The sequence below is a fragment of the Streptosporangium carneum genome, assembly GCF_027922005.1.
Classification (GTDB): Bacteria; Actinomycetota; Actinomycetes; order Streptosporangiales; family Streptosporangiaceae; genus Streptosporangium; species Streptosporangium carneum.
Genome location: NZ_BSEV01000009.1, coordinates 171,874 through 196,757 on the forward strand (window position 1 = coordinate 171,874; position 24,884 = coordinate 196,757).

The window sequence follows — 24,884 nt, forward strand, 5'->3', positions numbered from 1 at the left end:
ACGCTCCTGCGTCAGGCGTGCGGGAGCGCCGGAGAAAAAGGTCGGAGGTGGGGCAAACCCCCACCGGTGGTCAGCTCAGCACTCGTGTGAAGAACAGAGACAGTTGGTCTGCCGCTCTCACGATCCCGTCGAAGACTCCGTTCACCGCGTTCGCCGCATCGGCGGGTCTGGTGAACAGATAAAAGGCCACGAACGCCACCGCTACGTAGGTGGCGACCTTCTTGACCTGCATGGGGGCCTCCTGCTGTTCCAGTCCCAGCCGTTATACCCGGATTTTAATGATCTTTGGCATCTTCGGCCCGAGTGGCTCCCGGATTTTGATGATCATACCTGTCGCGCGGCGACAATCCATGGCCAGTCGGGGGATTGGCATGGGTCACCTCCGCCATGGTGCGGTGGCGAGGCCGTTCTGTCCAATCCTGAGTGCCAGATATACCGGTAACGCTAGGGGGGACAGCAAGATCGTGAGGACCAGGAGCGGTGCCATGGGCAGTGGGTGGATCCCCCGTTCCCGGCTGTCGAGATACATCCAGCGGCCCACGAGCAGGTCCCAGGCGATGATCTGCGCCCACAGGGCGGCGAGCGCCCGCGGGTCGGCGGTCAGCGCGGTGAGCCCGGCGAGGGTCGGCCGGGTGACCACGGGCCAGAAGTCCGGCAGGAGCGGGACGAGCAGGGTCAGGCACACCGCGAGCGAGGGCAGCACGATCAGCGGTGACCCGGCGATCCGCCGGGTGCGCGACCAGGTGGGCGCCACGATCATCAGCGCCCAGAACGGCGCCGCGGCCAGGAAGCTCAGCTGGAACAGCGCCTCGGTCATCACGCCTCCAGCGTGGCGGGCTCGGCCTGAGCGGCGGCGACGGGTGTCACGGTCGCGGCGGGCTCCGTGTCCGCGGCGGTGGCGCGGGTGGCGGGGGAGCGCCGCGACAGCAGGGACAGCAGCGCGGCCGTCGCGACCCCGGCCGCGAGCAGGGCCGTCGCGCCCAGGGTGAGGGCGTCGGGACGCAGGAGCGGCTGGCCGCGCAACGCCTGCCAGGTCACCAGGGCGACGAGCCCGGCGTAACCGGCTCCGGCGGTGAACACCAGGCGCAGGCGGACGGCCTGGCTGCGGATCCACTGCGACGCCAGGGCGAGCAGCGGTATGACCTGCAGGGCGTGCATGCCGACGAAGTGCGGGATGCGCAGGTCGCCGCCGGTGGTGCTCCAGCCGAGCAGGGGCAGGCCGGGGCCGCCGTCGGGCACGCCGACGCTGTGGGCGCCGATGGCGGTGGTCGCGACGTCGGCGAGCTGAGCGGCGGTCGGCGGGGTCATCAGGTACGCCAGCGCCATGCCGGCCGCGGAGATGACCAGCCCGATGCGGATCGCCCAGGTGGCGGCCGGGTCGGCTTGGCGCTCCAGTAACACCAGGACCGCCGCGGCGAGGTTGGCGACCATGAGCACCACGATGGTGGTGGCCATGATCGAGTACAGCGAGGCGTCCAGGGCGGTGGAGACGTTGAAGTGGCTGCGCCGCCCCCGGACGACCTGGCTGATGATCACCACCACCTCGACGACGCTCGCGACCGCCAGTACGGTGCCCAGCCACCACCCCCAGCGGGGCGCCCGCCGCCGCAGGGACAACAGCCATGCCCACGTCAGTCCGTAGATTGCGAGCGAGACGGTGAACTTCATCGGCTTGGCCCAGATGGGCATGCCCTCCAGCGTGCGCTGGTCGAGAAGGAGGCCGCCGAGCGAAATGATTGCCAGGACGGCCATGGTCGCGGACATGAGGAGCAGTGGGCGATGCCAGCGGATCATGAGGGGAACTTTCATATAGATAACGGATCTATCTCTTATCTATAGCTGAACTTTGGGGCCGACCACAACTAGGAGGCTGCTGTGCGGATGGCGGATCTGAGCCGGGTGACGGGTGTCTCCGTCCCGATGATCAAGTTCTATCTGCGGGAGGGATTGCTCCCCAGTGGGGAGCGGACCAGCCCCAACCAGGCGAGATACGGCCAGGAGCATGTGCGACGGATCATGCTGGTGCGTGCCATGGCCGACTACGCGGGCCTGTCGATCGCCGACATTCGCGAGTTGCTCGGTCATCTCGACGATCCCGGCCACAGCCTGCACGACCGGCTCGGCTACGCCCAGAAGACCGTCACGCCCAAACGTGAGCCGGGCGAGGGCGAGGAGTGGGCGGAGGCGCTGCGCAGAGCCGACGAGCTGATCGCCCGGCACGGCTGGCTGCACGATCCCGAGGGGCCCGCGATGCGGACCGTCGCCGGAGTGCTGCTCACCCTTGAGGGGCTGGGCTACGACGCAGTCCTCTCCCGGCTCGACGAGTACGCGGAGGCGGCGGCCAGGATCGCCGACGCCGACGTCGCCGCCATGGCTGAGGAGTCGAACCTGGAGAGGATGGTCGAGGTGGTCGTCGTGGGGACCTCCCTGGGTGACGCGCTGGTCGCCGCGCTGCGCCGGATCGCGCAGGCCAACGCCTCGGCCCGCCTGCTCGGCGAGGGCTGGGAGAAGGCGGACCGCAAGAACGTCGAGTGGAGGAGGGAGAGTCGGGAAGGCGGCCCCGAGGGCGCTGAGGGGCGCACTGAGGGGTGCTGAGCGCGTTGGGTGCGTGGGGGCCTGGGGGCGAGGCTGAGGGGGCTTGGCGGGGGACGGGCCCGGGGGCGCTGAGGGGCCCCGCCGGGAGGGGCGGCCGGGGCTGAGAGAGCGCTCGGCCCGCGGGCTCCACCCGGCTCGCCGTGCTCGGGGTGATGCCGTTCTGACGGGACCTGCGGCGTGTCGCATGCGGGCGCGACGACCTTGTCTCGCCGGTGTCTCGCCGGAGGCTCCGGCTGCGCGGCTGGAACGGGTCCGAGGCCTCTCCGGCCGCCGCCGTGCGCGATCGTCCCCCGCGAGGCCTGGGCTGCCCCGAGTGCCTCCGGACGGCGGCCGGGGCGCCGGCCGCGCTCTCTCCGCCGCCCATGACCTGCTTCCCGGTGACCGGGACCGGTGGGCCGTCGATGGAGGAGCGCCTGTCGCGGTCATATCCCAACGTGCCGACGGGGCTTTTCGTTCCCGTGGAGTAAATCGCCTTAGATGACACTCTCCGTAGTTATTCGTAAAGCAATAGAGGGCTATATCGGTCAGGCAGTAAGGGTTGACTCCCGCAGGTGGTCGCCTTAGTGTCTGACTTTAATCAGCGTATATCTGTAAAGCGCAGAGTATGTAAGGATTGACATCTTTCTTCGCGATCGCAGAGAGACGGCGAGGTGTGCCATGCGGGGAGGCGTCGAGCCGAGGTGACCGCTCCTTCGGCTGTTCGCCGGTGATCTGGCCGGCCGGCGGGAGATCCGCGCTTCCGCTGTCGCCCCCTTCCCGTATGTCGCCTCTGGCCGTGTCCGCTCTTCGACCTCAAGGGGAATTGACAGTGCCTGTGAGCTTCCTGCCGGTAAAGCCCTGCCTCCGGGCCTCTCTGCGCATCGGCGAGAAGGGTGAGGCGGAATTGCACACCTCCTCGGGGATTCTGGAGGTCGAGGCCCCCGAGGGGATGAGCAGGGACGATTTCCTCGACCTTCTCAAGCTGCTCGACGGCAGCAGAACCATCGAGGACCTGGAACGCGAGACCGGCCTCGACGGCGAGGCGGTTCGCGAGATCGTCGAGCCCGCCGTGGTCTGGGGCCTGGTCGACGAGGGCGCCGTCCCGGTCGCCTCCTCGGAGCGGGCGGCCCTGTCGCGCCTGGACGCCGTCCTCAGCCGGCTCCTGGAGGACCTGGTCCTCGCGGGCCCGTTCTGGCGCGAGGTCCTGCAGCGTCCGGAGAGGCTGTCTCACAACGTCTTCTACGGGTTCTGGCTTGAGAGGTGGTTGCTCCTGTTCGGGGAGAACGGACCAGGCCCCGCCGTCCTCGGCCTCGCGTGGAGCGCCGGTCCCAGGCGGACGCCCGAGGGCCTCCACCGGCAGGAGCGCCGCCACGGCGAGATCGCGGCCCGCGCCCTCGGGGCCGTTGGCGTCACGCGCGACGACCTGTCGCGGGCGCGTCCGCTGTCGACGACCACCGCCCTGACCAAGATGCTGTCCTGGTGGGCGCGGACCGACCCGCTGTTCTTCGCCGCCGCGGTCGGCGTGCTCGAGAGGCCCCTCGGCCCCGCGGGCGGCGCCGGGGGGCACACCGCCTCCGTCTCATTCCCGGCCGCGTGCGACAGGGCAGGGCTCGCCTCGGGCTTCGTCGAGTCGATGCGCGCGCACACCGGGGGCAACGCGGTCGGAGGCCACGGATCCGTCAGCCGGGAGCCGTTCACCGGGGCGGCGGGGATCGACGAGGAGACCGAGCGGCGCTGGCACGCCAAGGCGCATCTGTTCATGGAGGCGTACGCGGCCTTCCACAACGGGGTCCTGGAGCACTACTCCGACCCGCGGCAGCCGCTGCTGCGCGTCGCCGAGATCTGAACGACGGGATCCCGGCCGGAGGCGCGAGGCGGCCTTCGCCGGCCCGCGCGGCCCCGGATCCGTACGGGGCGGCTCAGGTGCCCAGCGGCGCTCGCATCAGTTCGGCGACGGCCTTCTCGCCGCCGGCGACCTCGACCCTGGCGTGCCGCTGACGGCCGAAACAGAACAGCAGCAGCTCGCCAGAACGGCCGGTGACCTCGACCCGGGGGCCGCCTCCCGGTCCGCCGAGCGCGACGCCGCCGCCGATGCGGTGCAGCACGACGCCGACCGGCGACCTGCGCAGCAGCAGGCGCGTCAGGGGACGCAGCCGCCTCCAGAGGACCTCGTCGAGCCCGGGGGAGAGCTCGCGCGGCTCCCAGCCGGGCTGCGCGCGCCGTACGTCCTCGTGGTGGACGAAGAACTCGACGGTGTTGACGGCCTCGTCCAGGCCGGGGAGCAGGCCGTAGAGGCCGCCGGGGCCGGTGCCGACGAGCCCGGTCAGGCCCGCGTAGCCGTACCTGGCCTTCAGCGACTCCTGGACCGAGGCGGTGTATCCGGCCAGCGGCCTGAGCGCGATGCCGCCCGCGGCGTCCAGACGTCTTTCGCGCAGCACGAGGTGAGCGGCGAGATCGAAGGAGGTCCAGCCCTCGCAGAGGGTCGGGGCGTCCTGGCCGAGCCGGACGAGCAGGTCGGCGAGCGCGGCGCGCTCGGCGCGGGCGTGGGTCATCCGGTGATCCTAACAACGCCGTCACGCGGGCGATCGGGGTGACCACGGCGTGGGGCGCCCCCCGGCCCGCGGGTGTCGGGCCCTCCGTCTTCCACCCTCCTGAACAGGGAAAACGGTGGATCTCGGGATACAGGGGAATAAGCGCTTGATCAAGCGTGATAGTCACATAGGTAGTAATATTTCTCTTCGAAAGGACACCCCCCGAGTGGCGAGCAAGGTGACTTCCGCCGTCATGCGTCAGGGGCTCCGCGTACTCGGGGTTGCCGTCCGGGCAGAGAAGGCGGTCTTCGCCGTCGCGGTTCTGTCCAGCGCCCTCTACGGCGTCATGACGGTCGCGTCCGCGTGGGCCCTCGGCTGGGCCACCGAGAACCTCGTGCTCCCCTCCTTCGCCGCGGGCGAAGTGGCCACCGGCACGTCCGTGACGGCGGCCCTCCTCATCCTCGGCGTCGCACTGCTCAAGGCACTGGGCGTCGCGGGACGGCGCTACTACGCCGGAGTCATGCAGTACCGGATGCAGGCCAGCTCCCGCAGGGCCGTCACCCGTCAGTACCTCAGGCTTCCCCTCGCCTGGCACCACCGCCACCCCACGGGCCAGCTGCTGTCCAACGCCAGCGCCGACGCCGAGGCCGCGTGGGCGCCGCTGGCTCCGCTGCCGATGGCGGTCGGCGTGGTCGTCATGCTGGTGACCGCCGCCGTCGCGATGATGCTCGCCGACCCGGTCCTCGCCCTGGTCGGCTTCCTGATCTTCCCGGCGATCGCCGTGCTCAACTTCGTCTACCAGCGCAGGCTCAGCCCCCTGGCCACCCGGGCCCAGCAGCTGCGCGCCGAGGTGAGCGAGATCGCGCACGAGAGCTTCGACGGCGCCCTGGTGGTCAAGACCCTCGGCCGTGAGGACGAGGAGACGACCAGGTTCCGGGTCAGGGCGGAGGAGCTGCGCGACGCCAACATCGCCGTCGGACGGGTCCGCGGCCTGTTCGACCCGATGCTGGAGGCCCTGCCGACCCTGGGCGTGCTCGCCGTGCTGCTGGTCGGCGCGGGACGTCTCGAGAGCGGCGCGATCAGCCCGGGAGTCCTGGTCCAGGTCGCCTACCTGTTCACCCTGCTGGCCTTCCCCATCCGCGCCCTCGGCTGGGTCCTGGCCGAGCTGCCCCGCGCCGTCGTCGGCTACGAGCGGGTGCGGGCCGTGCTCGAGGCGACGGGCTCCATGGAGTACGGCGCCGCCGCACTGCCGGGCCCCGCCCCCGCCCGGCTCGAGGTCCGCGGCCTGGACTACGCCTACGGCGACTCCCCGGTGCTGCACGGGGTCGACCTCGAGATCGAGGCGGGCCGCACCGTGGCCCTGGTCGGCCCGACGGGCTCGGGCAAGTCCACCCTCACCCAGACCTTCGTGCGCCTGGTCGACCCGGCGGCGGGGGCCGTCCTCGTGGACGGCGTCGACCTGCGCGAGGTCGCCCGCGGCGGAGTCAGCGAGGCGGTGACGCTGGTGCCGCAGCAGACCTTCCTGTTCGACGACACCGTGCGCGGCAACATCACCCTCGGCCTGGCGGCCGGCGACGACGAGGTCTGGGCGGCGCTGCGCCTGGCCCAGGCCGACGGCTTCGTCAGCGCGCTGCCCGGCGGCCTCGACACCAAGGTCGGCGAACGCGGCACGACTCTGTCGGGAGGCCAGCGCCAGCGCCTGGCCCTGGCCCGCGCGCTGGTCCGCCGCCCCCGGCTGCTCATCCTGGACGACGCGACCTCCAGTGTCGACCCGCAGGTCGAGGCGCGGATCCTGGGAGGACTGCGGGAGGCGTCCCAGGCCTCGACCGTGGTCGTCGTCGCCTACCGGATGGCCACCATCGCCCTGGCCGACGAGGTCGTCTACCTCGAACACGGCAAGGTCGTCGACCGCGGCCCTCACGAGAAGCTCCTCGTCGGCTGCGAGGGCTACCGCAACCTGGTCACCGCCTACGAACGCGAGGAGGCCGAGCGCGAGGCGCTCGGCGCCGAGGAAGAGGAAGAGGTCAGCGCGTGAGCTCGCTGCACGGGGTCGACAGATCGGGGCTGGCCACCGTACGGCACGGCCTGTCGCTCACACCGGAGTTCCGCAGGGGGCTGGCGGGGACGCTCGCGCTGGCCGTCCTGGCGACGGTCGGCAAGGTCGTCGTCCCGATCGCCGTCCAGCAGACCATCGACAGGGGGCTCAAGGGCTCGGTTCCCGACCTGCCCTACATCCGCGCCGCCGTGCTGCTGTGCGCGGCGGCCGTGATCCTCACCGCGCTGTCCTCCTACCTGATGAACGTGCGCCTGTACCGGGCGACCGAGGCCTCCCTCGCCACGCTCAGGGTGCGCGGGTTCCGGCACGTGCACGACCTGTCGGTGCTCACCCAGAACTCGGAACGGCGCGGCGCCCTGGTCTCCAGGGTCACCGGCGACGTCGACCAGATCAGCACCTTCATGCAGTCGGGCGGCCTGTTCATCATCATCGCCATGGGGCAGCTCCTCGTCGCGACCGTGCTGATGTTCGTCTACTCCTGGCAGCTCGCCCTGACGGTCTGGGCGTGCTTCCTGCCGCTCATGGTCGTGATGCCGCGCTTCCAGCGCTGGCTGTCCGGTGCCTACACGCAGGTCCGCGAACGCGCGGGCGACATGCTCGCCGCCGTCAGCGAGTCGGTCGTCGGGGCGGCGGTGATCAGGGCCCACGGCTCGGAGGCCCGCACCGCGGAGCGGCTGGACGTGGCGATCGACGCCAACAAGGCCGCGCAGGCCCGCGCCCAGCGGATCGTCTCCACGGTGTTCCCGCTGACCGAGATCGTCGCCGCGGTGGCCCTCGCCGCCGTGGTGCTCCTCGGAGTGCGGCTGGGCGTCGCGGGTGAGATCACCCCGGGACGCCTGGTCGCCTTCCTGTTCCTGATCACGCTGTTCGTCTCCCCCCTGCAGATCGCCACCGAGGTGCTCAACGAGGCGCAGAACGCCATCGCGGGCTGGCGCCGGGTCCTCGGTGTCCTCGACACCCCGCCCGACGTCGCCGACCCGGGCCACGAGGGCGTCGAACTGCCTCGCGGCCCGATCTCCGTCTCCTTCGAGGAGGTCGGATTCTCCTACCCCGGCGGCGCGCCGGTGCTGAGCGAGGTCACGGTGCACATCCCGCCGCGCTCGCGGATCGCGGTGGTCGGGGAGACGGGCTCGGGCAAGACGACCTTCGCCAAGCTGCTCACCCGCCTGATGGACCCGATCACGGGCCGGGTCACCGTGGACGGCGCGGACCTGCGCGAGGTCCGCTTCTCCTCGCTGCGCGAGCGGATCGTCATGGTGCCGCAGGACGGCTTCCTGTTCGACGGCACGCTGGAGGAGAACATCCGCTTCGGCCGCCCCTCGGCGTCCGAGGCCGAGATCCTGCTGGCCCTGACCGAGCTGGGGCTCACCGACTGGCTCGACGGCCTGCCCGCGGGCCTGGCCACCGGGGTCGGTCAGCGGGGGGAGTCGCTGTCGGCGGGCGAACGCCAGCTCGTCGCCCTGGTCCGCGCCTACCTCGCCGACCCCGACCTGCTCCTGCTCGACGAGGCCACCTCCGCGGTCGACCCGGCCACGGAGGTACGGCTGGCCCGCGCGCTCGAAGGGGTCACGCGGGGCCGTACCGCCATCTCCATCGCCCACCGCCTGTCCACCGCCGAGGCGGCCGACGAGGTGCTGGTCTTCGACAGGGGGCGCATCGTCCAGCGGGGCCCGCACGCCGACCTGGTCGGCGAACCGGGCGTCTACGCCGACCTGCACGCCTCCTGGGTCTCCGCCGCAAGGTCCTAGCGTCCCGCCGCGCCCGCCCCGCGCACGGACCGGGACGGGCCCGGCCGGGCGGCGCGTCGCCGCCTTGCCGAGGAGGTCCGTGACGAAGGTCACGGCCCCCTCGGCGCCATGCGACGCACCGCCCGGCCGCCCCTGTCCTGGAGGGACGGGATCACCGCGGAGCCCCCTGGGCAAGGGGGCCGAGGTCCTTCTCGAACAGGTGCGGGCCGACCGTCTCGGGAGCGGCCCGCAGATCGTAGAGCGGGGTGTAACCGGTGGACAGGTACAGGCCCGCGGCCTCGGGCTGGCGGGGACCGGTCGCCAGGTAGATCCTGCGGTAGCCCTGCCGTACGGCCTCCCGTTCCAGCTCGCGCACGACGGCCGCCCCGAGCCCGCGCCGCCGGTGGTCCCGGTGGGTCCAGATCCGCTTGAGCTCGGCGGTCCGCTCGTCGTAGCGGCGGAACGCGCCACCGGCGACGGTCCGGCCCCCCTCGACGAGAACCAGGAACACGCCTCCCCTGGCGGGGGAGAACTCGTCGTCGGGGTAGCGGTTGATCTCGTCGTTGGGGCCGTAGCGGCTGGTGTACTCGAGGTGCAGGTCGTCCAGGAGCGGCCTGACCTCGGGGTCGCGGACCGCGACGTATCGCACCCGGATGGACTCGACGGTCACTTCGCCGGCTGCCTGGGCAGGCCGGGCGGGTTGATCTGCGACTCGGTGAGGGCCTCGTTGGAGAGGTTCCAGCGCTCGAGCACCTCGCCGTACTTGCCGTTCTTGATGAGCTCGTTGAACGCCGCGTTGAGCGGCTTGACAAGTCCGCTGTCCTTCTTGGTCATGGCCGCGATCAGGCCTTGGAGGTCGGGGCCCGCACCCGACACCGTTCCGACGATCTTGGTGTCGCCGCCGACGGCGTTCTGGTACGCGAGGGACGGGTTGGGGCCGATGTAGGCCTCGATGCGCCCGGACTTCAGGGAGAGCAGGGCGTCGACGTACTTCTGGTAGTTCTGGATCTGCGCGGGCTTGAGGCCGGCCTTCTGGTTCTGCGCGTCCCAGTCGAGCAGGATCTTCTCCTGGTTGGTGCCCGAGCCGACCGCCACCCGCCTGCCCGCGATGTCGGAAGGCTGTTTGATCTCGGTGATCGGGCTGTTCTTCGCCGTCTGCCAGGCGAGCTGGTCGACCCGGTAGGTGGCGAAGTCGTAGATGTCCTTGCGCTCCTCGGTCACCGTGACGTTGTTGAAGGCCACGTCGTACTTGCCGGACTTCACTCCCAGGAACAGGTTCTCCCAGGAGGTGATCTCCTCCTTGACCTTCAGGCCGAGGGTGTCGGCGACGATGTGGGCGAGGTCGGTCTCCACGCCGATGACGGTGCTGTCGTCGTCGGCGAGAAAGGCCAGCGGCGGCGCGCCCTCGCCGCTGAAGGCGACGACGAGCTCGCCCTTCGTACGGATCGCCTCGGGCACCTGGGCGGCGATCGCGTCCACCTTGTCGGCCTTGATGCGGTTCTGCTCGGGAGAGGTGTTGATCTTCGCTGCGCCGGACTCCGCGTTCCCCGCGGGAGCGGCGGTCTTCTCCGCGGGTTTCGTGCTGGCCTCTGACGTGGTCGAGGAGGTTCCGGTCGACCCGCAGGCGGCGGCGAGCAGGAGCGGTGCGGCGACGAGGGCAGGCGTGAGCCTGGAGAGGAGCGACATTTCAGTCCTAGTTTCCGAAGGAGCCTTGCGAGGGGTTCTGGGAGTCCTGCTCGGGGTTTTCACGGGGCCCTGTCAGAGGACCTTGCTGAGGAAGGCGCGAGTCCGCTCGTGCCTGGGGGAGTCGAGCACCTGGGAGGGCGGTCCCTGCTCGACGACGCGCCCGTCGTCCATGAAGACGACGGTGTCCGCCACCTCGCGGGCGAACCCGATCTCATGGGTGACGACGATCATGGTGGTGCCGCTCCTGGCGAGGTCCTTCACCACGTCGAGCACCTCGCCGACCAGTTCGGGGTCCAGCGCCGAGGTCGGCTCGTCGAAGAGGATGACCTTCGGCTCGAGGGCGAGCGCGCGGGCGATGGCGACCCGCTGCTGCTGGCCGCCGGACAGCTGCCTGGGGTAGGCGTCCTTCTTCTCGGAGAGGCCGACCCGGTCGAGCAGCCGCAGGGCCAGCTCCCGCACCTCCTCCTTCGGCCTTCGCTGCGCCGAGACCGGCGCCTCGACGACGTTCTCCAGCGCCGTCAGGTGCGGGAAGAGGTTGAAGCTCTGGAAGACGAACCCGATCCTGGTCCGCTGTCTGAGGATCTCGCGCTCGCGCAGCTCGTACAGTTTGTCGCCGGACTGCCGATATCCGACCAGTTCGCCGTCGACGCGCACCGATCCGCTGTCCACCTTCTCCAGGTGGTTGACGGTGCGCAGCAGGGTCGACTTGCCGGAGCCGGACGGGCCGAGGATCACCGTGACCTCGCCGCGGGCGACCCGCAGGTCGACGCCGCGCAGGACCTCGAGCGAGCCGAAGCTCTTGTGCACGTCCCGGAGATCGACCATCGCGGTGCTCATTTGCGGCCCTTCGCGTAGTGGCGTTCGACGTAGTACTGCGCGACGGACAGCACGGAGGTGATGAGCAGGTACCAGACGGTGGCGACCAGCAGCAGCGCGATGACCCTGCCGTTGCGGCTGTAGATCACCTGGATCTGGTAGAAGAGCTCCGGCAGGGCCATGATGTAGACCACCGAGGTGCCCTTGACCAGGCCGATGATCTCGTTGCCCGCGGTGGGCACGATCGACCGCATCGCCTGCGGGAGGACGATTTTGAACAGCTGCCTGCGCCAGGGGATGCCGAGCGCGGCGGCGGCCTCGCGCTGGCCGGGGTCGACCGACAGCAGCCCCGCCCTGACGATCTCGGAGCAGTAGGCGGCCTGGTGCAGCCCGAGCCCGAGCACGGCGGCGGTGACCGGGCTGATCAGGTCCATGGTCCCGATGTCGAAGAACGAGGGGCCGAACGGGACGCCGAAGGAGATCCGCTGGTACAGCAGCGCCAGGTTGTACCAGAACAGCAGCTGCAGGATGAGCGGGATCGACCGGAACAGTGCGACGTATCCCCAGGCGACCGAGGACAGCAGCGGGTTCCTCGACAGCCGCATGATCGCGAGCACGGTGCCGAGCAGGAAGCCGATGCCGATGCCCAGCGCGGTCAGCTGCAGGGTGAACAGGACCGCGTGCAGCACCGAGGGCGCGAACAGGTACTCCCCGACCACGTCCCAGTCCCAGGCGGGGTTGGTGATCAGCGCGCTTGCCGCCATGGCGAGCAGCACGCCGACGACGGCGGCGGCGGCCCACCGTCCGGGATGCTTGGTGGTGACGACCTTCAGCGCGTGCGCCGGGGCGGCGTCGCCCGCGTGGCCGCCGGGGCCCTCGAGGGTCTCGGTCCTGACGGCGGGCGTCTCGTCGGCGGGCGCCTTGACGGCGGGGCGGTTCATCGTCCCGCCAGGCTGGTGACGGGCCGCTGCGGGGTCTCGGAGGCCTCGCGTTCGCGATCTCGCTTGGCCACCTCCTCGCGGACGATGGGGATGACGTGGCGGCCGAAGTCGACGGCGTCCTCCAGCAGGTCGTAGCCGCGCGCCGAGAGGATCTCCACACCGAGGTCGTAGTAGTCGAGCAGGGCCTGGGCCACGGTCTCCGGCGTGCCGACCAGGGCGGTGGAGTTGCCCGCGCCGCCGGTGGCCGCCGCCGTCGGCGTCCACAGCGCGCGGTCGTACCTGTCGCCCTTGGCGGCGACCGCGATGAGCCGCTGGGAGCCGGAGTTCTCGGGCGCCCTGCCTGCGGGCAGACGCCGCGCCGAGGGCTTGACGGCCTTGACGGCCTTGATGGCCTCCAGCGTGCGGGCCGCCTTCTCCCAGGCCAGTTCCTCCGTCGGCGCGATGATGGGCCGGAACGCCACCTGGAACCTGGGCAGGTCGCCCCGCCCCGCCGCGAGCGCCGCTCCCCTGACCGCCGCGATCTGCTCGGCGGTCTGGGCCAGCGGCTCGCCCCACAGGCAGTAGATGTCGGCCTCCGCGCCGCCCGCCGCGTACGCCGCGGGGGAGGAGCCGCCGAAGGAGACACGGGGCCGGGGCCGCTGCACGGGGAAGACGTCGGCCAGGAAGTCCTCGAACCGGTAGTGCTCCCCCTCGTGGGAGAAGGGGGTCGTGGACGTCCAGCCCTTCTTGACGATCTGGATGTACTCCTTGGTGCGCGAGTAGCGCTGGTCCTTGCTCAGGAAGTCGCCCTCGCGGGCCTGCTCGTGGCCGTTGCCGCCGGTGATGAAGTGCACGGTCAGCCTGCCGTCACTGATCTGGTCGAGCGTCGCGAAGGTCTTCAGGGCGAACGTCGGGTAGGAGACGTTCGGCCGGTGGGCCAGCAGGATCTGCAACTGCTCGACCTGCCCCGCGACGAAGGCCGCCACCTGCGCGGGGTCCGCGGAGCCCGAGCCGTAGGCGAACAGGACCCGGTCCCAGCCGTGCTCCTGGTGCGCTCGAGCCAGCCGTAGCGTGAACTGTCTGTCGAACGCGGGCCCGGATCGGGGTCTCGTCTCCGATCCGTCGTTTGTGGCACCGATGCCTAAGAACTCGACGGGCATGGCTGAAGCCTTTCTGGCAGGTCGTCTGGGCGAGGAGGCCGTCCGGTCATGGGGACGGCGGCGCGGCGAGCGCGCCGCCACGGGTGCGCTGGGTCAGTGGCGACACGAAGGGGACGACGCGCGGCACGGCGCGATGTGGCCGCGAATCGCCGAAGGGAACTCGGCCTGCATGGCCTTCACTTCAACACAGGAGACCAATTCCGTCAAGACCTACTGGTTTAGTAGGTTTTTGTCATGATCGCAGTGAGGGAGTGAACACTGGTCGACATGTCATGACAAGGGCTGTCGGAGGTCCTCTGGAGGGGATTAACGTGCTCACATAGAGGTAGAGGGCAGTCGCAGGGGTTGAGGTATCCGTCCCCGGGGGGAAGGACGTTCATGACCGGTCTACTGGGAGAGGAGCCCATGCGCGGGCGGCAGTATCCCGTGCTCGACGTGCGCTCCGCCGTGGCCCACAGTGATCTGCTCGAGGATCTGCCCAATCTGCGCGTCCTCGACGATGACGACGACGATCCCGTCCTGGTGCGCCTCGACGGAACCCCGGTGGACACCTGGCGGGAGAAGTATCCCTACGGGGAGCGGATGGACCGCGCGGAGTACGACCGGACCAAACGGCTGCTCCAGATCGAGCTGCTCAAGCTGCAGTACTGGATGAAGGACACCGGCGGGCGGCTCCTGGTCCTGTTCGAGGGACGTGACGCGGCGGGCAAGGGCGGCACGATCAAGCGCTTCATGGAGCACCTCAACCCCCGGGGGGCCACCGTGGTCGCGCTGGAGAAGCCGAGCGAGCGCGAGAGCACCCAGTGGTACTTCCAGCGGTACGTCTCCCACCTGCCCGCCGCAGGGGAGATGGTCTTCTTCGACCGCTCCTGGTACAACCGCGCCGGGGTCGAGCGCGTGATGGGCTTCGCCACGCCCGAGGAGTACATGGAGTTCATGGAGCAGGCCCCCGCCTTCGAGCGCATGCTCGTCCGCGACGGCATCCATCTGGTGAAGTTCTGGTTCTCCGTGTCCCGCTCCGAGCAGCGCACCCGCTTCATCATCCGCCAGGTCGACCCGGTCCGGCAGTGGAAGCTGTCGCCCATGGACCTGGAGTCGCTGGACAAGTGGGACGACTACACCCAGGCCAAGGAGGACATGTTCCTGCACACCGACACGGAGGAGGCGCCGTGGACGGTGATCAAGAGCAACGACAAGAAACGGGCCAGGGTCGAGGCGATGCGCCACCTCCTCAGCCAGTTCGACTACACCAACAAGGACCGTGAGATCGTCGGCGAGCCCGACCCCAGGATCGTCGTCCACGCGGCCGACCTGTTCGACGACGACCGCACGCGCTGAACCCGTCCCGCCGCGGGGGAGGGCCCGTCCCCCTTCCGGGAGCCACGACCTGCCGCCGCACTCGGGCCCGCCACGCGCGCCGGGGCATGCCGGAGGCCACCCCTCCACCTGGTTGCGGCACAATTGCCGCATGTCCCTTGACCCCGCCATCGCGGCCCGACTGAAGCGCACCGCCGACGGGCTGGTGCCCGCCGTGGTCCAGCAGCACGACACCGGCGAGGTGCTGATGCTCGCCTGGATGGACGACGAGGCGCTGCACCGCACGCTCACCACGGGGCGTGCCACCTACTGGTCGCGCAGCCGCAGGGCCTACTGGGTGAAGGGCGAGACCTCCGGCCACGCCCAGCACGTCAGGTCCGTCGCCCTCGACTGCGACGGCGACACGATCCTGCTCAAGGTCGACCAGGTGGGGGCCGCCTGCCACACCGGGGACCGGACCTGCTTCGACGCCGACCAGCTGGCGGTGACCTCCGCGTGACGGCGGGGCGGGCGCTGTGGACCTGGGTGGCCGTGTGCGGGGCGGGCGCGGGGCTCGTGCTGCTCGCCGCGGGGCGCGACTGGGCCACCGTGACGTACGGCACGCGCGCCGTGCCCGTCCCTGCGGCGGAACTGGCGCCCGCGCTCGGCCCGGCGGCGTGGGCGGCGCTGGCCGCGGTGGTCGCGGTGCTCGCGACCAGGGGAGTGTGGCGCAGGATCGTCGGCGTCGTGATGGCGCTGTGCGGCGTGGGAGTGATCGTCGGCGCCTGGAGCGGCGGCAGGCCGGGCGCGGGGCTGGCCGTCGCGGCCGAGCACGCTCCCATGGCCGCGGGGACGACCGACGTGGTGCGGATCGCCAACGCCCTGGCCTGGCCGCTGACCGCCGGGGCCGGCGGGCTGCTGCTGCTGGCGGGCGGAGTGGTCGCCGCGGTCGTGGGCGGTCGCTGGCCCGGCATGTCGGAGCGGTACGACCGGCACGGGCACGGGGCGGAGGCCGCGGGCCGCGCTCCCGCCCGGGGCGCCCCGACGGACAGGGCCCTGTGGGATGCCATCGACCTCGGCGCCGACCCCACGGCCGACCCCACGGCCGACCCCGAGGGCGAGACCGAGGGCGAGTCCCCGCGGGCCAGGCCCGACGGGGACGACGGCGGGCGTTGACGGTGGAGCCGCGCCCCCTCCGGGGCACGGCCTGGCTTCTCCGGTCACAACTTGCCCACGGAGCCGGAGCCGACCTTCGGGAATGATCTGGTTTCGCTAGGATTTCGCCCGCAGCACGTTCAAAGGGGAGTCATCCATGAGCTATGGCAACCAGTCCGGTGGGTACGGACCGCCGCAGGGCGGCTACGGGCCCCCGGGCGGCTACGGCACGCCGCCCGGCGGCGGGTACGACCCCTACGGCTACGGCGCGCAGCCGCCCCGCGGCAACAACGGCATGGCGATCGCCTCCCTGATCCTGGGCATCGCCGGGCTCGCCGTGTGCGGCGTCACCTCGATCGTGGGCATCGTGCTCGGCCACATCTCGCTGGGCCAGATCAGGCGCACGGGCGAGGAGGGACGGGGCATGGCGATCGCCGGCCTGGTGCTGTCCTACTTCGGCGTCCTGTGCTGGCTGATCGTGCTGGTGGTCTGGCTGATCGCGATCGGCGTCCTGGCGAGTTCGGTCCCGGCGACAAGCTATTCGGGGTAGACCGGGGGCGCGAGCCGTTCGCCCGGCGACAGGCCGCCGAGACGGGGTGTCGCCGGGCCTCACGGGTCGTCTTGAGTATCGTGGCTGGTGACAGTCGTCGCCGGTGGAGAGGTTCGGGCGGGCCGATGGTGACCGACAGGGCCGTGGAGGCACGGGGGCCACGGGCGTCGCGGACGCGGGCCGTGCTCGCGCCGCTCGCCGTCGCCCTGGCGGCCGGCGCCGCGACCGCCTTCGTCGGACTGGTCGACCCCAACGAGCCGGGGCACTACCCCACGTGCCCGTTCCTCGCGCTCACCGGGCTCTACTGCCCGGGGTGCGGAGGCCTGCGGGCCGTGCACGCGCTCGTCCACGGTGATCCCGTCACGGCGCTCGGGCTCAACCCGTTCGTCGTGGTGCTGATCCCCGTCGCCGTCCTCCTGTGGGGGCGCTGGGCGCTGAGGTCCTGGCAGGGCAGGCGATTTGCCGGAAAAGGCATGCATCCTGCCTATGTATGGACATTTCTTGGTTTAATGATCGTTTTTTGGATAGTGCGAAATGTTCCATTTGGGGAATTCTTGGCCCCATAGTCACCTATAGGCGTCACCCGGTGGCGGGGTGACCTCGGCAAGGCCGATAGCATCGGCGAGACAAGGGCAATCGATCGGGAGGGGCCTTACTCGTGAGCGAGTGGAGCGAGCGGACCATGCGTGTGGCAGTGTTCGCGAACGTGACCTCCGAGTTTCGCGAGGAGGACAAGTGAGCGTGCTGGAGGAGATCCTCGAAGGCGTCCGCGCCGACCTGGCCGACAGGCAGCAGGCGGTGTCGCTGGCGGAGCTCAAGGAGCGCGCGGAGCGGGCGCCCGCGCCCCGCGACGCCTACGCCGCCCTCGGCGGCGACCAGGTGGCGGTCATCGCGGAGGTGAAGCGTTCCAGTCCCTCGAAGGGGGCGCTGGCCGCGATCGCCGACCCCGCCGCGCTCGCCGGTGACTACGAGTCCGGCGGCGCCCACGTCATCAGCGTGCTGACCGAGCGGCGCCGCTTCGGCGGCAGCCTCGACGACCTGGCCGCGGTGCGCGCCGTCGTCGACATCCCGGTGCTGCGCAAGGACTTCGTCGTCACCTCCTACCAGCTGTGGGAGGCCCGCGCCTACGGCGCCGACCTCGTGCTGCTGATCGTGGCCGCGCTGGAGCAGAACGCCCTGGTCTCGCTCATCGAGCGGGCCGAGTCGATCGGTCTGACCCCGCTGGTCGAGGTGCACACCGAGGAGGAGCTCGACCGCGCGCTGGCCGCCGGAGCGAAGATCATCGGCATCAACGCGCGCAACCTCAAGACCCTCGAGGTCGACCGCGACGTGTTCGCCAAGCTGGCCCCGAAGATCCCCGAGGGCATCATAAAGATCGCCGAGTCCGGCGTGCGCGGCCCGCACGACCTGCTCGCCTACGCCAGGGCGGGCGCGGACGCGGTCCTGGTCGGCGAGAGCCTGGTCACCGGCAAGGACCCCAGGGCCGCAGTGGTCGACCTCGTCACCGCCGGCGCCCACCCCGCATCCCGACCTGAGGGGCAGTAAGCAGTGACAGCGACAGACGGCATCCTTCTGACCCCCGCCGACCTCGCGGGCAACGGCGTCCACGGCGACGACCCGGACGTCCACGGCAAGTTCGGCGTCTTCGGCGGCCGCTACGTGCCCGAGGCCCTCATCCCGGCGCTGGACGAGGTGGCGGCCGAGTACGAGAAGGCCAGGAACGACGTCGCGTTCCTGCGCGAGTTCGACCACCTGCTGCGCACCTACGCCGGGCGGCCGACCACGCTCACCGAGGTGCCGCGCTTCTCCGAGCAGGCGGGCGGCGCCCGGATCGTGCTGAAGCGCGAGGACCTGACCCACACCGGGGCACACAAGATCAACAATGTGCTCGGCCAGGCCCTGCTCACCAAGCGCCTGGGCAAGAACCGGGTGATCGCCGAGACGGGCGCGGGCCAGCACGGCGTCGCGACCGCGACGGCGGCGGCCCTGATGGGCCTGGAGTGCGTGATCTACATGGGGGCCGTCGACTGCGAGCGCCAGGCGCTCAACGTGGCCCGCATGAAGCTGCTCGGCGCCACCGTCGTCCCGGTGACCAACGGCAGTCAGACCCTCAAGGACGCCATCAACGAGGCCTTCCGCGACTGGGTGGCCAACGTCGACCGCACGCACTACCTGTTCGGCACCATCGCGGGGCCGCACCCGTTCCCGGAGATCGTCCGTGACTTCGCCCGGATCATCGGGGTCGAGGCGCGCCGCCAGATGCTGGAGCTCACCGGCAGGCTTCCCGACGCGGTGGCCGCGGCGGTCGGCGGCGGCTCCAACGCGATCGGCATCTTCCACGCCTTCATCGAGGACCAGGACGTCCAGCTCCACGGCTACGAGGCCGGCGGCCGGGGAGTGGAGACCGGCGAGCACGCCCTGACCCTCACCGAGGGCTCCATCGGGGTCCTGCACGGCTCGCGCACCTACGTCCTGCAGGACGACGAGGGCCAGACGATCGAGTCCCACTCGATCTCCGCGGGCCTCGACTACCCCGGTGTCGGCCCCGAGCACGCCTGGCTCAAGGACACCGGGCGCGCCACCTACCACGGCATCACCGACGCCGAGGCCATGGACGCCTTCGCGCTGCTCGCCCGCACCGAGGGCATCATCCCGGCGATCGAGTCCTCGCACGCGCTCGCCGGAGCGCTCAAGCTCGGCCGCGAGCTCGGCCCTGAGGCGACCATCCTGGTCAACCTCTCGGGCCGGGGCGACAAGGACATGGGCACCGCCATGAAGTACTTCAACCTCTGACGACCGACTTGCTTCCCCTCCGGCCCGCCGGAGGGGACGGAGGCCACGAACCGCAACGGAAACCCACGATGACGACTCTTCAGACGGTGTTCGCCAAGGCGAAGGCGGACGATCGCGCCGCCCTCATCGGATACCTTCCCGCCGGATTCCCCACGAAGGACGGCGCGATCGCGGCCGCCACCGCCATGGTCGAGGCGGGCTGCGATGTGATCGAGATCGGCCTGCCGTACTCCGATCCGCTCATGGACGGCCCGACCATCCAGGACGCCGTGCACCGGTCGCTGACCAACGGCACCCGCATCGCCGACGTGCTGCGCACGGTCGAGGGCGTGGCCAAGACGGGCGCCGCGACCCTGGTCATGACCTACTGGAACCCGATCGACCGTTACGGCGCGGAGCGGTTCGCCCGCGACCTGGCCGGCGCGGGCGGGGTCGGCACCATCACCCCCGACCTGACTCCCGAGGAGTCGGGGACCTGGCGTGAGGCCAGCGCCGCGGCCGGGATCGACACCGTCTTCCTGGTCGCGCCGAGCTCCCCGGAGAGCCGCATCAAGGCCGTCGCCGAGTGCTGCACCGGCTTCGTGTACGCCGCCTCGCTGATGGGCGTCACCGGCGCCCGCGAGTCGGTCGGCGAGGCGGCGGAGGGCCTGGTCGAGCGGACCCGCACGCAGACCAAGCTGCCGGTCTGCGTCGGCCTCGGGGTCGGCACCGGCAAGCAGGCCGCGGAGGTGGCCCGCTACGCCGACGGCGTCATCGTGGGCTCGGCGTTCATCCGCCGCCTGCTGGACGCCCCGGACGAGGCCTCGGGGCTGGCGTCGGTCCGCGAACTGGGCGCGGAGCTGGCGGCGGGCGTGCGCGGCTGACCGTCCCGCCCGGTCTTCTTTCGCTCCTTCGGAGTTTCTCCGCGAACCATTCCAGATGCGGTCGTCCTGTAGGGCGGCCGCATCTGTGCTTTCCGCCATGATCCGCCCGGATTCGTGGCTTTCGCGGGCGCGTGATCCCGCCCGCCTCCGCGTGCGCCGGGCGCGAACGTGGCCGAATCCGTGACGCGCGGCGTCCGCGACCGATACCGTCACCGCGGGCAGGCGTACTCTGAGACAAGCGCCTGGTGAGACGGGCGCGCCGCTTTCCGAGGCATGCGGCGCCCCATCCCGTCAGGTCCGCCGTTCCCCCGCCGATCTGAGAACGCCGTGCAGGCCGTGATCCGGCCGATCACGCAGGTGGGAGGCCATGGACGGAGTCGAGGCGGTCGCCGGAGCCGGAGAGCGCGCGGCGGATGGGCGCCTTCGCGGATCCCGTGCCGTCGACTGCCTTATTCGACGCTTATCCAGCACGTGATGGGGTTCCCCCTGGGAACGCGCGTATCCGTTGAGGCCGGCCGTGACGGAGGCCCGGAATGGGAGACGATGATGCTCGTGACTTCTGAAAAGCAGGCCCCCCCGAGGTCGCGCACCTCCGGTTCGGCGCTACCCTGGGTGACGACCGTCTCACGATTGGTGCTTGCGTGCGTGCTCATTGTCGCGGGTTGGGGCAAGATCGGCACTCCTGTGCTTTCCGTCCAGTCGGTCAAGGCATACAAACTGCTTCCAGACTCGCTTGCCACGGTGGTCGGCTACGGCCTGCCCATCCTGGAGATCGTCATAGGGGTGTTGCTGATTGTCGGGCTGCTCACCCGTGCCGCGGGTGCCATCTCCGCGCTGCTCATGCTGGCGTTCGTCATCGGCATCGCCTCGGTGTGGGCGCGCGGACTGCGAATCGACTGCGGTTGCTTCGGCGGGGGCGGACAGCTCAAGCCGGGGGTCGAGCCCGACTACCTCATCGACATCCTGCGGGACTCAGGCCTCTTCGTCCTCGGCGTGGTCATCGCCTGGTTCGGTCCGGGACGGCTCGCACTGGACTCCGCGCTCGGGCTGGCGCCCGAGCGGGAGTCGCACGACGACATCGAGGGCGACGACGGGGAGCCACAGGAACAGGAGAACCACTGATGGGCAAGGCCGCACGGGACCAGTCGGTGCGTGACCGGATCAAGGCACAGCGCGAGGAGCAACAGCACAGGGAGCGGCTCAGGCGCGTCGCGACGATCACGGCCGCGGTGGTCGTCGCACTCGGCGCCATCGGGGCGGGCTGGTGGTACGCCGCCAACGGCAGCAAGCCCGAGGAGGTCACCCAGGCGCTCGCGCCGGTCACCGCCTCGCCCGACGGCTCCGTCGTGATGTCCGTGGCGGGCGTCGAGAAGCCAGTGCTGGACGTCTACGAGGACTTCCAGTGCCCCGCCTGCAAGGCGATGGAGGAGACCAGCGGGGCCACCATCAAGAACCTCGCCGCCGAGGGCAAGGTCAAGGTGGTCTACCACCCGATCACGATCTTCTCGCAGGAGGTGAACGGCGGCGTCACCCGGGCCAACTCCCTGCGCGCGGGCGCCGCCTCCCGCTGCATCCCCGGAGGCACTCCGTGGGTCAAGTTCCACGACAGGCTCTTCAAGGAGCAGCCTGCGGAGACCGTCGAAGGCTTCAAGCTGGAGGACCTGGTCGCCTGGGGCAAGGAGGCGGGGGTCACGAGCGCGGGGTTCGAGACCTGTGTGACCGGTCAGCAGAAGGCTTCCGAGCAGGTCGACTACAGCACGAAGATCCTGCAGGGCGCCCAGCTCAGCGGCACCCCGACGCTCAAGCTCAACGGCACGGAGATCGGCAACGACGTCGCGTTCAAGCCGGCGGAGCTTCGCAAGGCCGTGCTTAATGCCGCCAAGTAGCCCGTGACACGGTAACGTCACCTGACATGCCCCTCGCCTCGATTCCCAGCCCCTCCCAGGGGGTGTGGTACCTCGGCGTAATCCCCATCAGGGCTTACGCACTGTGCATCGTGCTCGGCGTCGTCGTCGCCGTCGTCATCGGGGAACGCCGCTGGCGCGCCCGCGGCGGCGCACCGGGCACGATCGTGGACCTCGCCGTGTGGGCCGTGCCGTTCGGCCTGGTCGGCGGGCGCCTCTACCACGTCATCACCGACTGGCAGCTCTACTTCGGGCCTGACGCCCCCCACACGCCGATCGAGGCGCTGTACATCTGGAACGGGGGACTGGGCATCTGGGGGGCGGTCGCCCTGGGCGCCCTGGGCGTGTGGTTCGGCTGCCGCAACCGGGGGATCTCCCTGACGGCGGTCGCCGACACCGTCGCCCCCGGCATCGCGGTCGCCCAGGCCATCGGCCGCTGGGGCAACTACTTCAACCAGGAGCTGTTCGGCAGCCCGACCGATCTGCCGTGGGGCCTGGAGATCGACCCGGACAAGCCGGGGACGGTGCCGGGCGAGTCCACCTACCACCCCACGTTCCTGTACGAATCGATCTGGGACCTTGGCCTGGCTCTCTTCCTGATCTGGGCGGGGCGCAGGTTCGCGCTCCGGCACGGCAGGGTCTTCGCGCTCTACGTCGCCGGCTACACCGTGGGCCGGTTCTGGATCGAGGGCCTGCGGGTCGACACCGCCCACCACATCCTGGGCCTGCGGCTCAACCAGTGGACCTCGATCGTGCTTTTCGTCGCGGCGATCGCCTACTTCTGGTACGCCAGGAACAAGACCGGCGAGGAGTCGGTGGGGGTGACTCCCGAGCCCGTCCTCGACGTCGAGGAAGTCGAGGAAGCGGCCGACCCGGCGCACCCTTCCGACCAGGCCGACGAGTCCGAGGGGCAGGATGGGGAGACAGCGGTCGTGTCCGCACTCGTCCCAGACGGCGACGGGGCGATCGACCCGGCGCACTCGTCCGACCAGGCCGACGAGGCCGAGGCGGGTGCGGGCAGGAGCGCGGTGAAGGGCGAGCGCGGAGCCCCCGGGGAGGACGGCACGGCGTGAGCCGTGCCGAGGGGAAGCGGCGCCGGCCGTGAACGCGGAGAAGAAAGAGAAACGATGAGTGAGGGCGGAGCCGAAGGGCGCGCCGAGATCCACCATGCCCACCGTGACGTCAACGGCGGGTGGCTGCGACCTTCGGTGTTCGGGGCGATGGACGGGCTTGTCTCGAACTTCGCCCTGATCGCCGGTGTCGCGGGCGGCACATCCAGCACCAGGGTCGTCGTGCTCGCCGGGATGGCGGGCCTGGCGGCGGGCGCGTTCTCCATGGCGGGCGGCGAGTACGTCTCCGTGGCCAGCCAGAGGGAGCTCGCGATCGCCGAGATCGACGTCGAGCGGCGCGAGCTCGAACGCCACCCGGAGGCCGAACAGCGGGAGCTCGCCCAGCTCTACGAGTCGCGCGGCGTCCAGCCCGACGTGGCGGCCGAGGTGGCCAGGCAGATCTCCCTGAACCCCGACAAGGCGCTCGAGGTGCACTCGAGGGCCGAGCTCGGCGTCACCATGCAGGACCTGCCCTCGCCCAAGATCGCCGCGGTCTCCTCGTTCCTGTCGTTCAGCGTGGGGGCGGTCCTGCCGCTCCTGCCGTACCTCCTGGGGGTCACCAGCCTGGTCGGCTCGGCGATCGTGTCCTGCCTGGCGCTGTTCGGCGCGGGCGCGCTGGTCTCCAGGGTCACCGCCCGCAGCTGGTGGTACAGCGGGCTGCGCCAGCTCCTCGTCGGGGTGGTCGCGGCGGGTCTGACCTTCGGCCTCGGCCACCTGCTGGGAGGGGGCGCCCTGTGACCCCTCCGTCCCCTCCGTCCCTGTCGGGCCGCAAGCGCCGCCGTACCCCCACCAGAACGCAGACCCTGAAGAGCGACAGGCTGGAGGCGTGGGGGCTGAGCCAGGTCCAGCAGCGGCTGCTGGTGATCATCGGGGCCGTGGCGGGCGTGCTGGTCGCCGCGGTCGCCATCGCCTTCGCGATCTCCGCGATCGGCAACGACTTCGTGCCCGAGCGCGCCACGGCCGCGGCCGTCGCCACCCAGCCGAGGCCCGACGCCTACCGGGGCTGGATCTCGCCGAAGCTGTTCGCGCCCATCGCGGAGAGCAAGGCCGACCCCACGCCGCTCACCCTCAAGGAGGTCTTCGCCGAAAAGACCCTCAAGGAGGGCAGGATCACGCTGAAGCTGACGGCTCCCAAGCTGGACGCCGACTGCTCGACGGTGGTCTGGGGGCAGGAACTGGCCGACCGGATCGCCCAGGCGGGCTGCACCCAGGCCCTGCGGGCCGCCTACCTCAGCGCCGACGGCCGCTACGTCGCCCAGTACACCCTGCTCAACCTGCGCGACACCGCCTCGGCGGACGGGCTCGTGCAGTCCCTGACCGCCGCCCACCGGGGCAGCTGGGTCCAGGTGCTGGACTCCGCGGCGAGGCTCTTCCCCTCTGGCGGTCACAGCGAGGCCAGCGGCCACGCCATGGGACACTATGTCGGCCTGGTCTGGATCGGCCGCGCGGACGGCGCGGAGCCCGGCCAGAAGGACGACTTCGTCTCCCTGTCGCTGGCGGTCCGCGGCGCGGAGAAGGCCGTCTTCCGCCGTGTCGTGGCGGCGGGCTCCTCCGCGGCCCCCGCGTCCTGACCCCGCCCCGCGTCCCGCAAGACCCGTCCCGCCCCCGGCCCGCGTCCTGACGCCCGCCGTGCCTCGCGGCGTCACGGCGTCACGGTGTCGCGAGGCCACGGCGTCACGGTGTCGCGATGCGACGGTGTCGCCCGCCCTGACCCGCGGGAGTCTCAGGTCGCAGTAGGCTCATC

The 24,884-nt window shown here is 70.8% G+C and carries 27 protein-coding genes; 18 read left to right on the forward strand and 9 right to left on the reverse strand.

The window, feature by feature from the left end:
• Nucleotides 1–70: 70 nt before the first annotated feature.
• The 3 genes from PKF00_RS21065 to PKF00_RS21075 all read right to left on the reverse strand — a co-directional run bounded on the left by PKF00_RS21065 (nucleotide 71) and on the right by PKF00_RS21075 (nucleotide 1,794).
• The gene (locus tag PKF00_RS21065; RefSeq protein ID WP_184714415.1) at nucleotides 71–232 is read right to left on the reverse strand and encodes a hypothetical protein; all 162 of its coding nucleotides are present in this window, start codon (nucleotides 230–232) and stop codon (nucleotides 71–73) included.
• Nucleotides 233–376: 144 nt separating this feature from the next.
• Nucleotides 377–817, reverse strand: a complete 441-nt coding sequence (locus tag PKF00_RS21070) for an ABA4-like family protein (RefSeq protein WP_271219298.1) — start codon at nucleotides 815–817, stop codon at nucleotides 377–379.
• Nucleotides 817–1,794: a hypothetical protein gene (locus PKF00_RS21075; RefSeq protein WP_271219299.1), complete on the reverse strand. Its 978-nt coding sequence runs from the start codon at nucleotides 1,792–1,794 to the stop codon at nucleotides 817–819. Before PKF00_RS21075 ends, PKF00_RS21070 begins: the two co-directional genes overlap by 1 nt.
• Before the next feature lie 87 nt (nucleotides 1,795–1,881).
• Here PKF00_RS21075 and PKF00_RS21080 point away from each other — a divergent pair, with 87 nt between their 5' ends.
• The gene (locus tag PKF00_RS21080) at nucleotides 1,882–2,595 is read left to right on the forward strand and encodes a MerR family transcriptional regulator (RefSeq protein WP_271219300.1); all 714 of its coding nucleotides are present in this window, start codon (nucleotides 1,882–1,884) and stop codon (nucleotides 2,593–2,595) included.
• Nucleotides 2,596–3,397: 802 nt separating this feature from the next.
• Nucleotides 3,398–4,420, forward strand: coding sequence for a hypothetical protein (locus PKF00_RS21085; RefSeq protein WP_271219301.1), 1,023 nt, complete (start codon nucleotides 3,398–3,400; stop codon nucleotides 4,418–4,420).
• Between the two features lie 73 nt (nucleotides 4,421–4,493).
• Here the strand turns inward: PKF00_RS21085 and PKF00_RS21090 are convergent, their stop codons facing one another.
• Nucleotides 4,494–5,126, reverse strand: a complete 633-nt coding sequence (locus PKF00_RS21090; RefSeq protein WP_271219302.1) for a TIGR03085 family metal-binding protein — start codon at nucleotides 5,124–5,126, stop codon at nucleotides 4,494–4,496.
• A gap of 232 nt (nucleotides 5,127–5,358) precedes the next feature.
• On the opposite strand from PKF00_RS21090, the gene PKF00_RS21095 reads away from it, so the two are divergent.
• Both PKF00_RS21095 and PKF00_RS21100 read left to right on the forward strand, forming a co-directional pair.
• Complete coding sequence (locus PKF00_RS21095) at nucleotides 5,359–7,140, forward strand: ABC transporter ATP-binding protein (protein WP_271219445.1); 1,782 nt, start codon at nucleotides 5,359–5,361, stop codon at nucleotides 7,138–7,140.
• Nucleotides 7,137–8,909, forward strand: coding sequence for an ABC transporter ATP-binding protein (locus PKF00_RS21100; RefSeq protein WP_271219303.1), 1,773 nt, complete (start codon nucleotides 7,137–7,139; stop codon nucleotides 8,907–8,909). The genes PKF00_RS21095 and PKF00_RS21100 overlap by 4 nt, the downstream gene beginning before the upstream one ends.
• Nucleotides 8,910–9,060: 151 nt before the next feature.
• Here the strand turns inward: PKF00_RS21100 and PKF00_RS21105 are convergent, their stop codons facing one another.
• The 5 genes from PKF00_RS21105 to PKF00_RS21125 form a co-directional block, all read right to left on the reverse strand.
• Entirely contained in the window at nucleotides 9,061–9,558 is a 498-nt protein-coding gene (locus PKF00_RS21105; protein WP_271219304.1) for a GNAT family N-acetyltransferase, read from the reverse strand.
• On the reverse strand, nucleotides 9,555–10,574 hold the full coding sequence (locus PKF00_RS21110) for an ABC transporter substrate-binding protein (RefSeq protein WP_271219305.1): 1,020 nt from the start codon (nucleotides 10,572–10,574) through the stop codon (nucleotides 9,555–9,557). Before PKF00_RS21110 ends, PKF00_RS21105 begins: the two co-directional genes overlap by 4 nt.
• A 72-nt stretch (nucleotides 10,575–10,646) precedes the next feature.
• Nucleotides 10,647–11,399, reverse strand: coding sequence for an amino acid ABC transporter ATP-binding protein (locus PKF00_RS21115; RefSeq protein WP_309298424.1), 753 nt, complete (start codon nucleotides 11,397–11,399; stop codon nucleotides 10,647–10,649).
• Between the two features lie 8 nt (nucleotides 11,400–11,407).
• Nucleotides 11,408–12,331, reverse strand: coding sequence for an amino acid ABC transporter permease (locus PKF00_RS21120; RefSeq protein WP_271219307.1), 924 nt, complete (start codon nucleotides 12,329–12,331; stop codon nucleotides 11,408–11,410).
• A complete protein-coding gene (locus PKF00_RS21125; protein ID WP_271219308.1) occupies nucleotides 12,328–13,470 on the reverse strand; it encodes an LLM class flavin-dependent oxidoreductase in 1,143 nt (380 codons plus the stop codon). The genes PKF00_RS21120 and PKF00_RS21125 overlap by 4 nt, the downstream gene beginning before the upstream one ends.
• Here PKF00_RS21125 and PKF00_RS21130 point away from each other — a divergent pair.
• From PKF00_RS21130 to PKF00_RS21195, 14 genes are all read left to right on the forward strand, one after another.
• Entirely contained in the window at nucleotides 13,469–13,708 is a 240-nt protein-coding gene (locus PKF00_RS21130) for a hypothetical protein (protein ID WP_271219309.1), read from the forward strand. The genes PKF00_RS21125 and PKF00_RS21130 overlap by 2 nt on opposite strands.
• Before the next feature lie 140 nt (nucleotides 13,709–13,848).
• On the forward strand, nucleotides 13,849–14,808 hold the full coding sequence (gene ppk2, locus PKF00_RS21135) for a polyphosphate kinase 2 (RefSeq protein ID WP_271219310.1): 960 nt from the start codon (nucleotides 13,849–13,851) through the stop codon (nucleotides 14,806–14,808).
• Between the two features lie 130 nt (nucleotides 14,809–14,938).
• Complete coding sequence (gene hisI, locus PKF00_RS21140; protein WP_271219311.1) at nucleotides 14,939–15,286, forward strand: phosphoribosyl-AMP cyclohydrolase; 348 nt, start codon at nucleotides 14,939–14,941, stop codon at nucleotides 15,284–15,286.
• Nucleotides 15,283–15,942, forward strand: coding sequence for a Trp biosynthesis-associated membrane protein (locus PKF00_RS21145; RefSeq protein ID WP_271219312.1), 660 nt, complete (start codon nucleotides 15,283–15,285; stop codon nucleotides 15,940–15,942). The genes hisI and PKF00_RS21145 overlap by 4 nt, the downstream gene beginning before the upstream one ends.
• Nucleotides 15,943–16,078: 136 nt before the next feature.
• Complete coding sequence (locus tag PKF00_RS21150) at nucleotides 16,079–16,471, forward strand: DUF4190 domain-containing protein (RefSeq protein ID WP_271219313.1); 393 nt, start codon at nucleotides 16,079–16,081, stop codon at nucleotides 16,469–16,471.
• Nucleotides 16,472–16,596: 125 nt separating this feature from the next.
• Complete coding sequence (locus PKF00_RS21155; protein ID WP_271219314.1) at nucleotides 16,597–17,037, forward strand: DUF2752 domain-containing protein; 441 nt, start codon at nucleotides 16,597–16,599, stop codon at nucleotides 17,035–17,037.
• Between the two features lie 169 nt (nucleotides 17,038–17,206).
• Nucleotides 17,207–18,016, forward strand: a complete 810-nt coding sequence (gene trpC / locus PKF00_RS21160) for an indole-3-glycerol phosphate synthase TrpC (RefSeq protein WP_271219315.1) — start codon at nucleotides 17,207–17,209, stop codon at nucleotides 18,014–18,016.
• A gap of 27 nt (nucleotides 18,017–18,043) precedes the next feature.
• Nucleotides 18,044–19,264 carry a tryptophan synthase subunit beta gene (gene trpB / locus PKF00_RS21165; RefSeq protein ID WP_271219446.1) on the forward strand — a complete coding sequence of 407 codons (1,221 nt, stop codon included), beginning with the start codon at nucleotides 18,044–18,046 and terminating at the stop codon, nucleotides 19,262–19,264.
• A 68-nt stretch (nucleotides 19,265–19,332) separates the two neighbouring features.
• On the forward strand, nucleotides 19,333–20,127 hold the full coding sequence (gene trpA / locus PKF00_RS21170; protein ID WP_271219316.1) for a tryptophan synthase subunit alpha: 795 nt from the start codon (nucleotides 19,333–19,335) through the stop codon (nucleotides 20,125–20,127).
• A gap of 546 nt (nucleotides 20,128–20,673) precedes the next feature.
• Complete coding sequence (locus PKF00_RS21175) at nucleotides 20,674–21,249, forward strand: DoxX family protein (RefSeq protein ID WP_271219317.1); 576 nt, start codon at nucleotides 20,674–20,676, stop codon at nucleotides 21,247–21,249.
• The gene (locus PKF00_RS21180; protein ID WP_271219318.1) at nucleotides 21,249–22,013 is read left to right on the forward strand and encodes a DsbA family protein; all 765 of its coding nucleotides are present in this window, start codon (nucleotides 21,249–21,251) and stop codon (nucleotides 22,011–22,013) included. Before PKF00_RS21175 ends, PKF00_RS21180 begins: the two co-directional genes overlap by 1 nt.
• 26 nt (nucleotides 22,014–22,039) lie before the next feature.
• Complete coding sequence (gene lgt / locus PKF00_RS21185) at nucleotides 22,040–23,104, forward strand: prolipoprotein diacylglyceryl transferase (protein ID WP_271219319.1); 1,065 nt, start codon at nucleotides 22,040–22,042, stop codon at nucleotides 23,102–23,104.
• Nucleotides 23,105–23,158: 54 nt separating this feature from the next.
• On the forward strand, nucleotides 23,159–23,878 hold the full coding sequence (locus tag PKF00_RS21190) for a VIT1/CCC1 transporter family protein (protein WP_271219320.1): 720 nt from the start codon (nucleotides 23,159–23,161) through the stop codon (nucleotides 23,876–23,878).
• Nucleotides 23,875–24,711 (forward strand): hypothetical protein, encoded by an 837-nt coding sequence (locus PKF00_RS21195; RefSeq protein WP_271219321.1) that lies wholly within the window; start codon nucleotides 23,875–23,877, stop codon nucleotides 24,709–24,711. The genes PKF00_RS21190 and PKF00_RS21195 overlap by 4 nt, the downstream gene beginning before the upstream one ends.
• The last annotated feature ends 173 nt before the right edge of the window (nucleotides 24,712–24,884 follow it).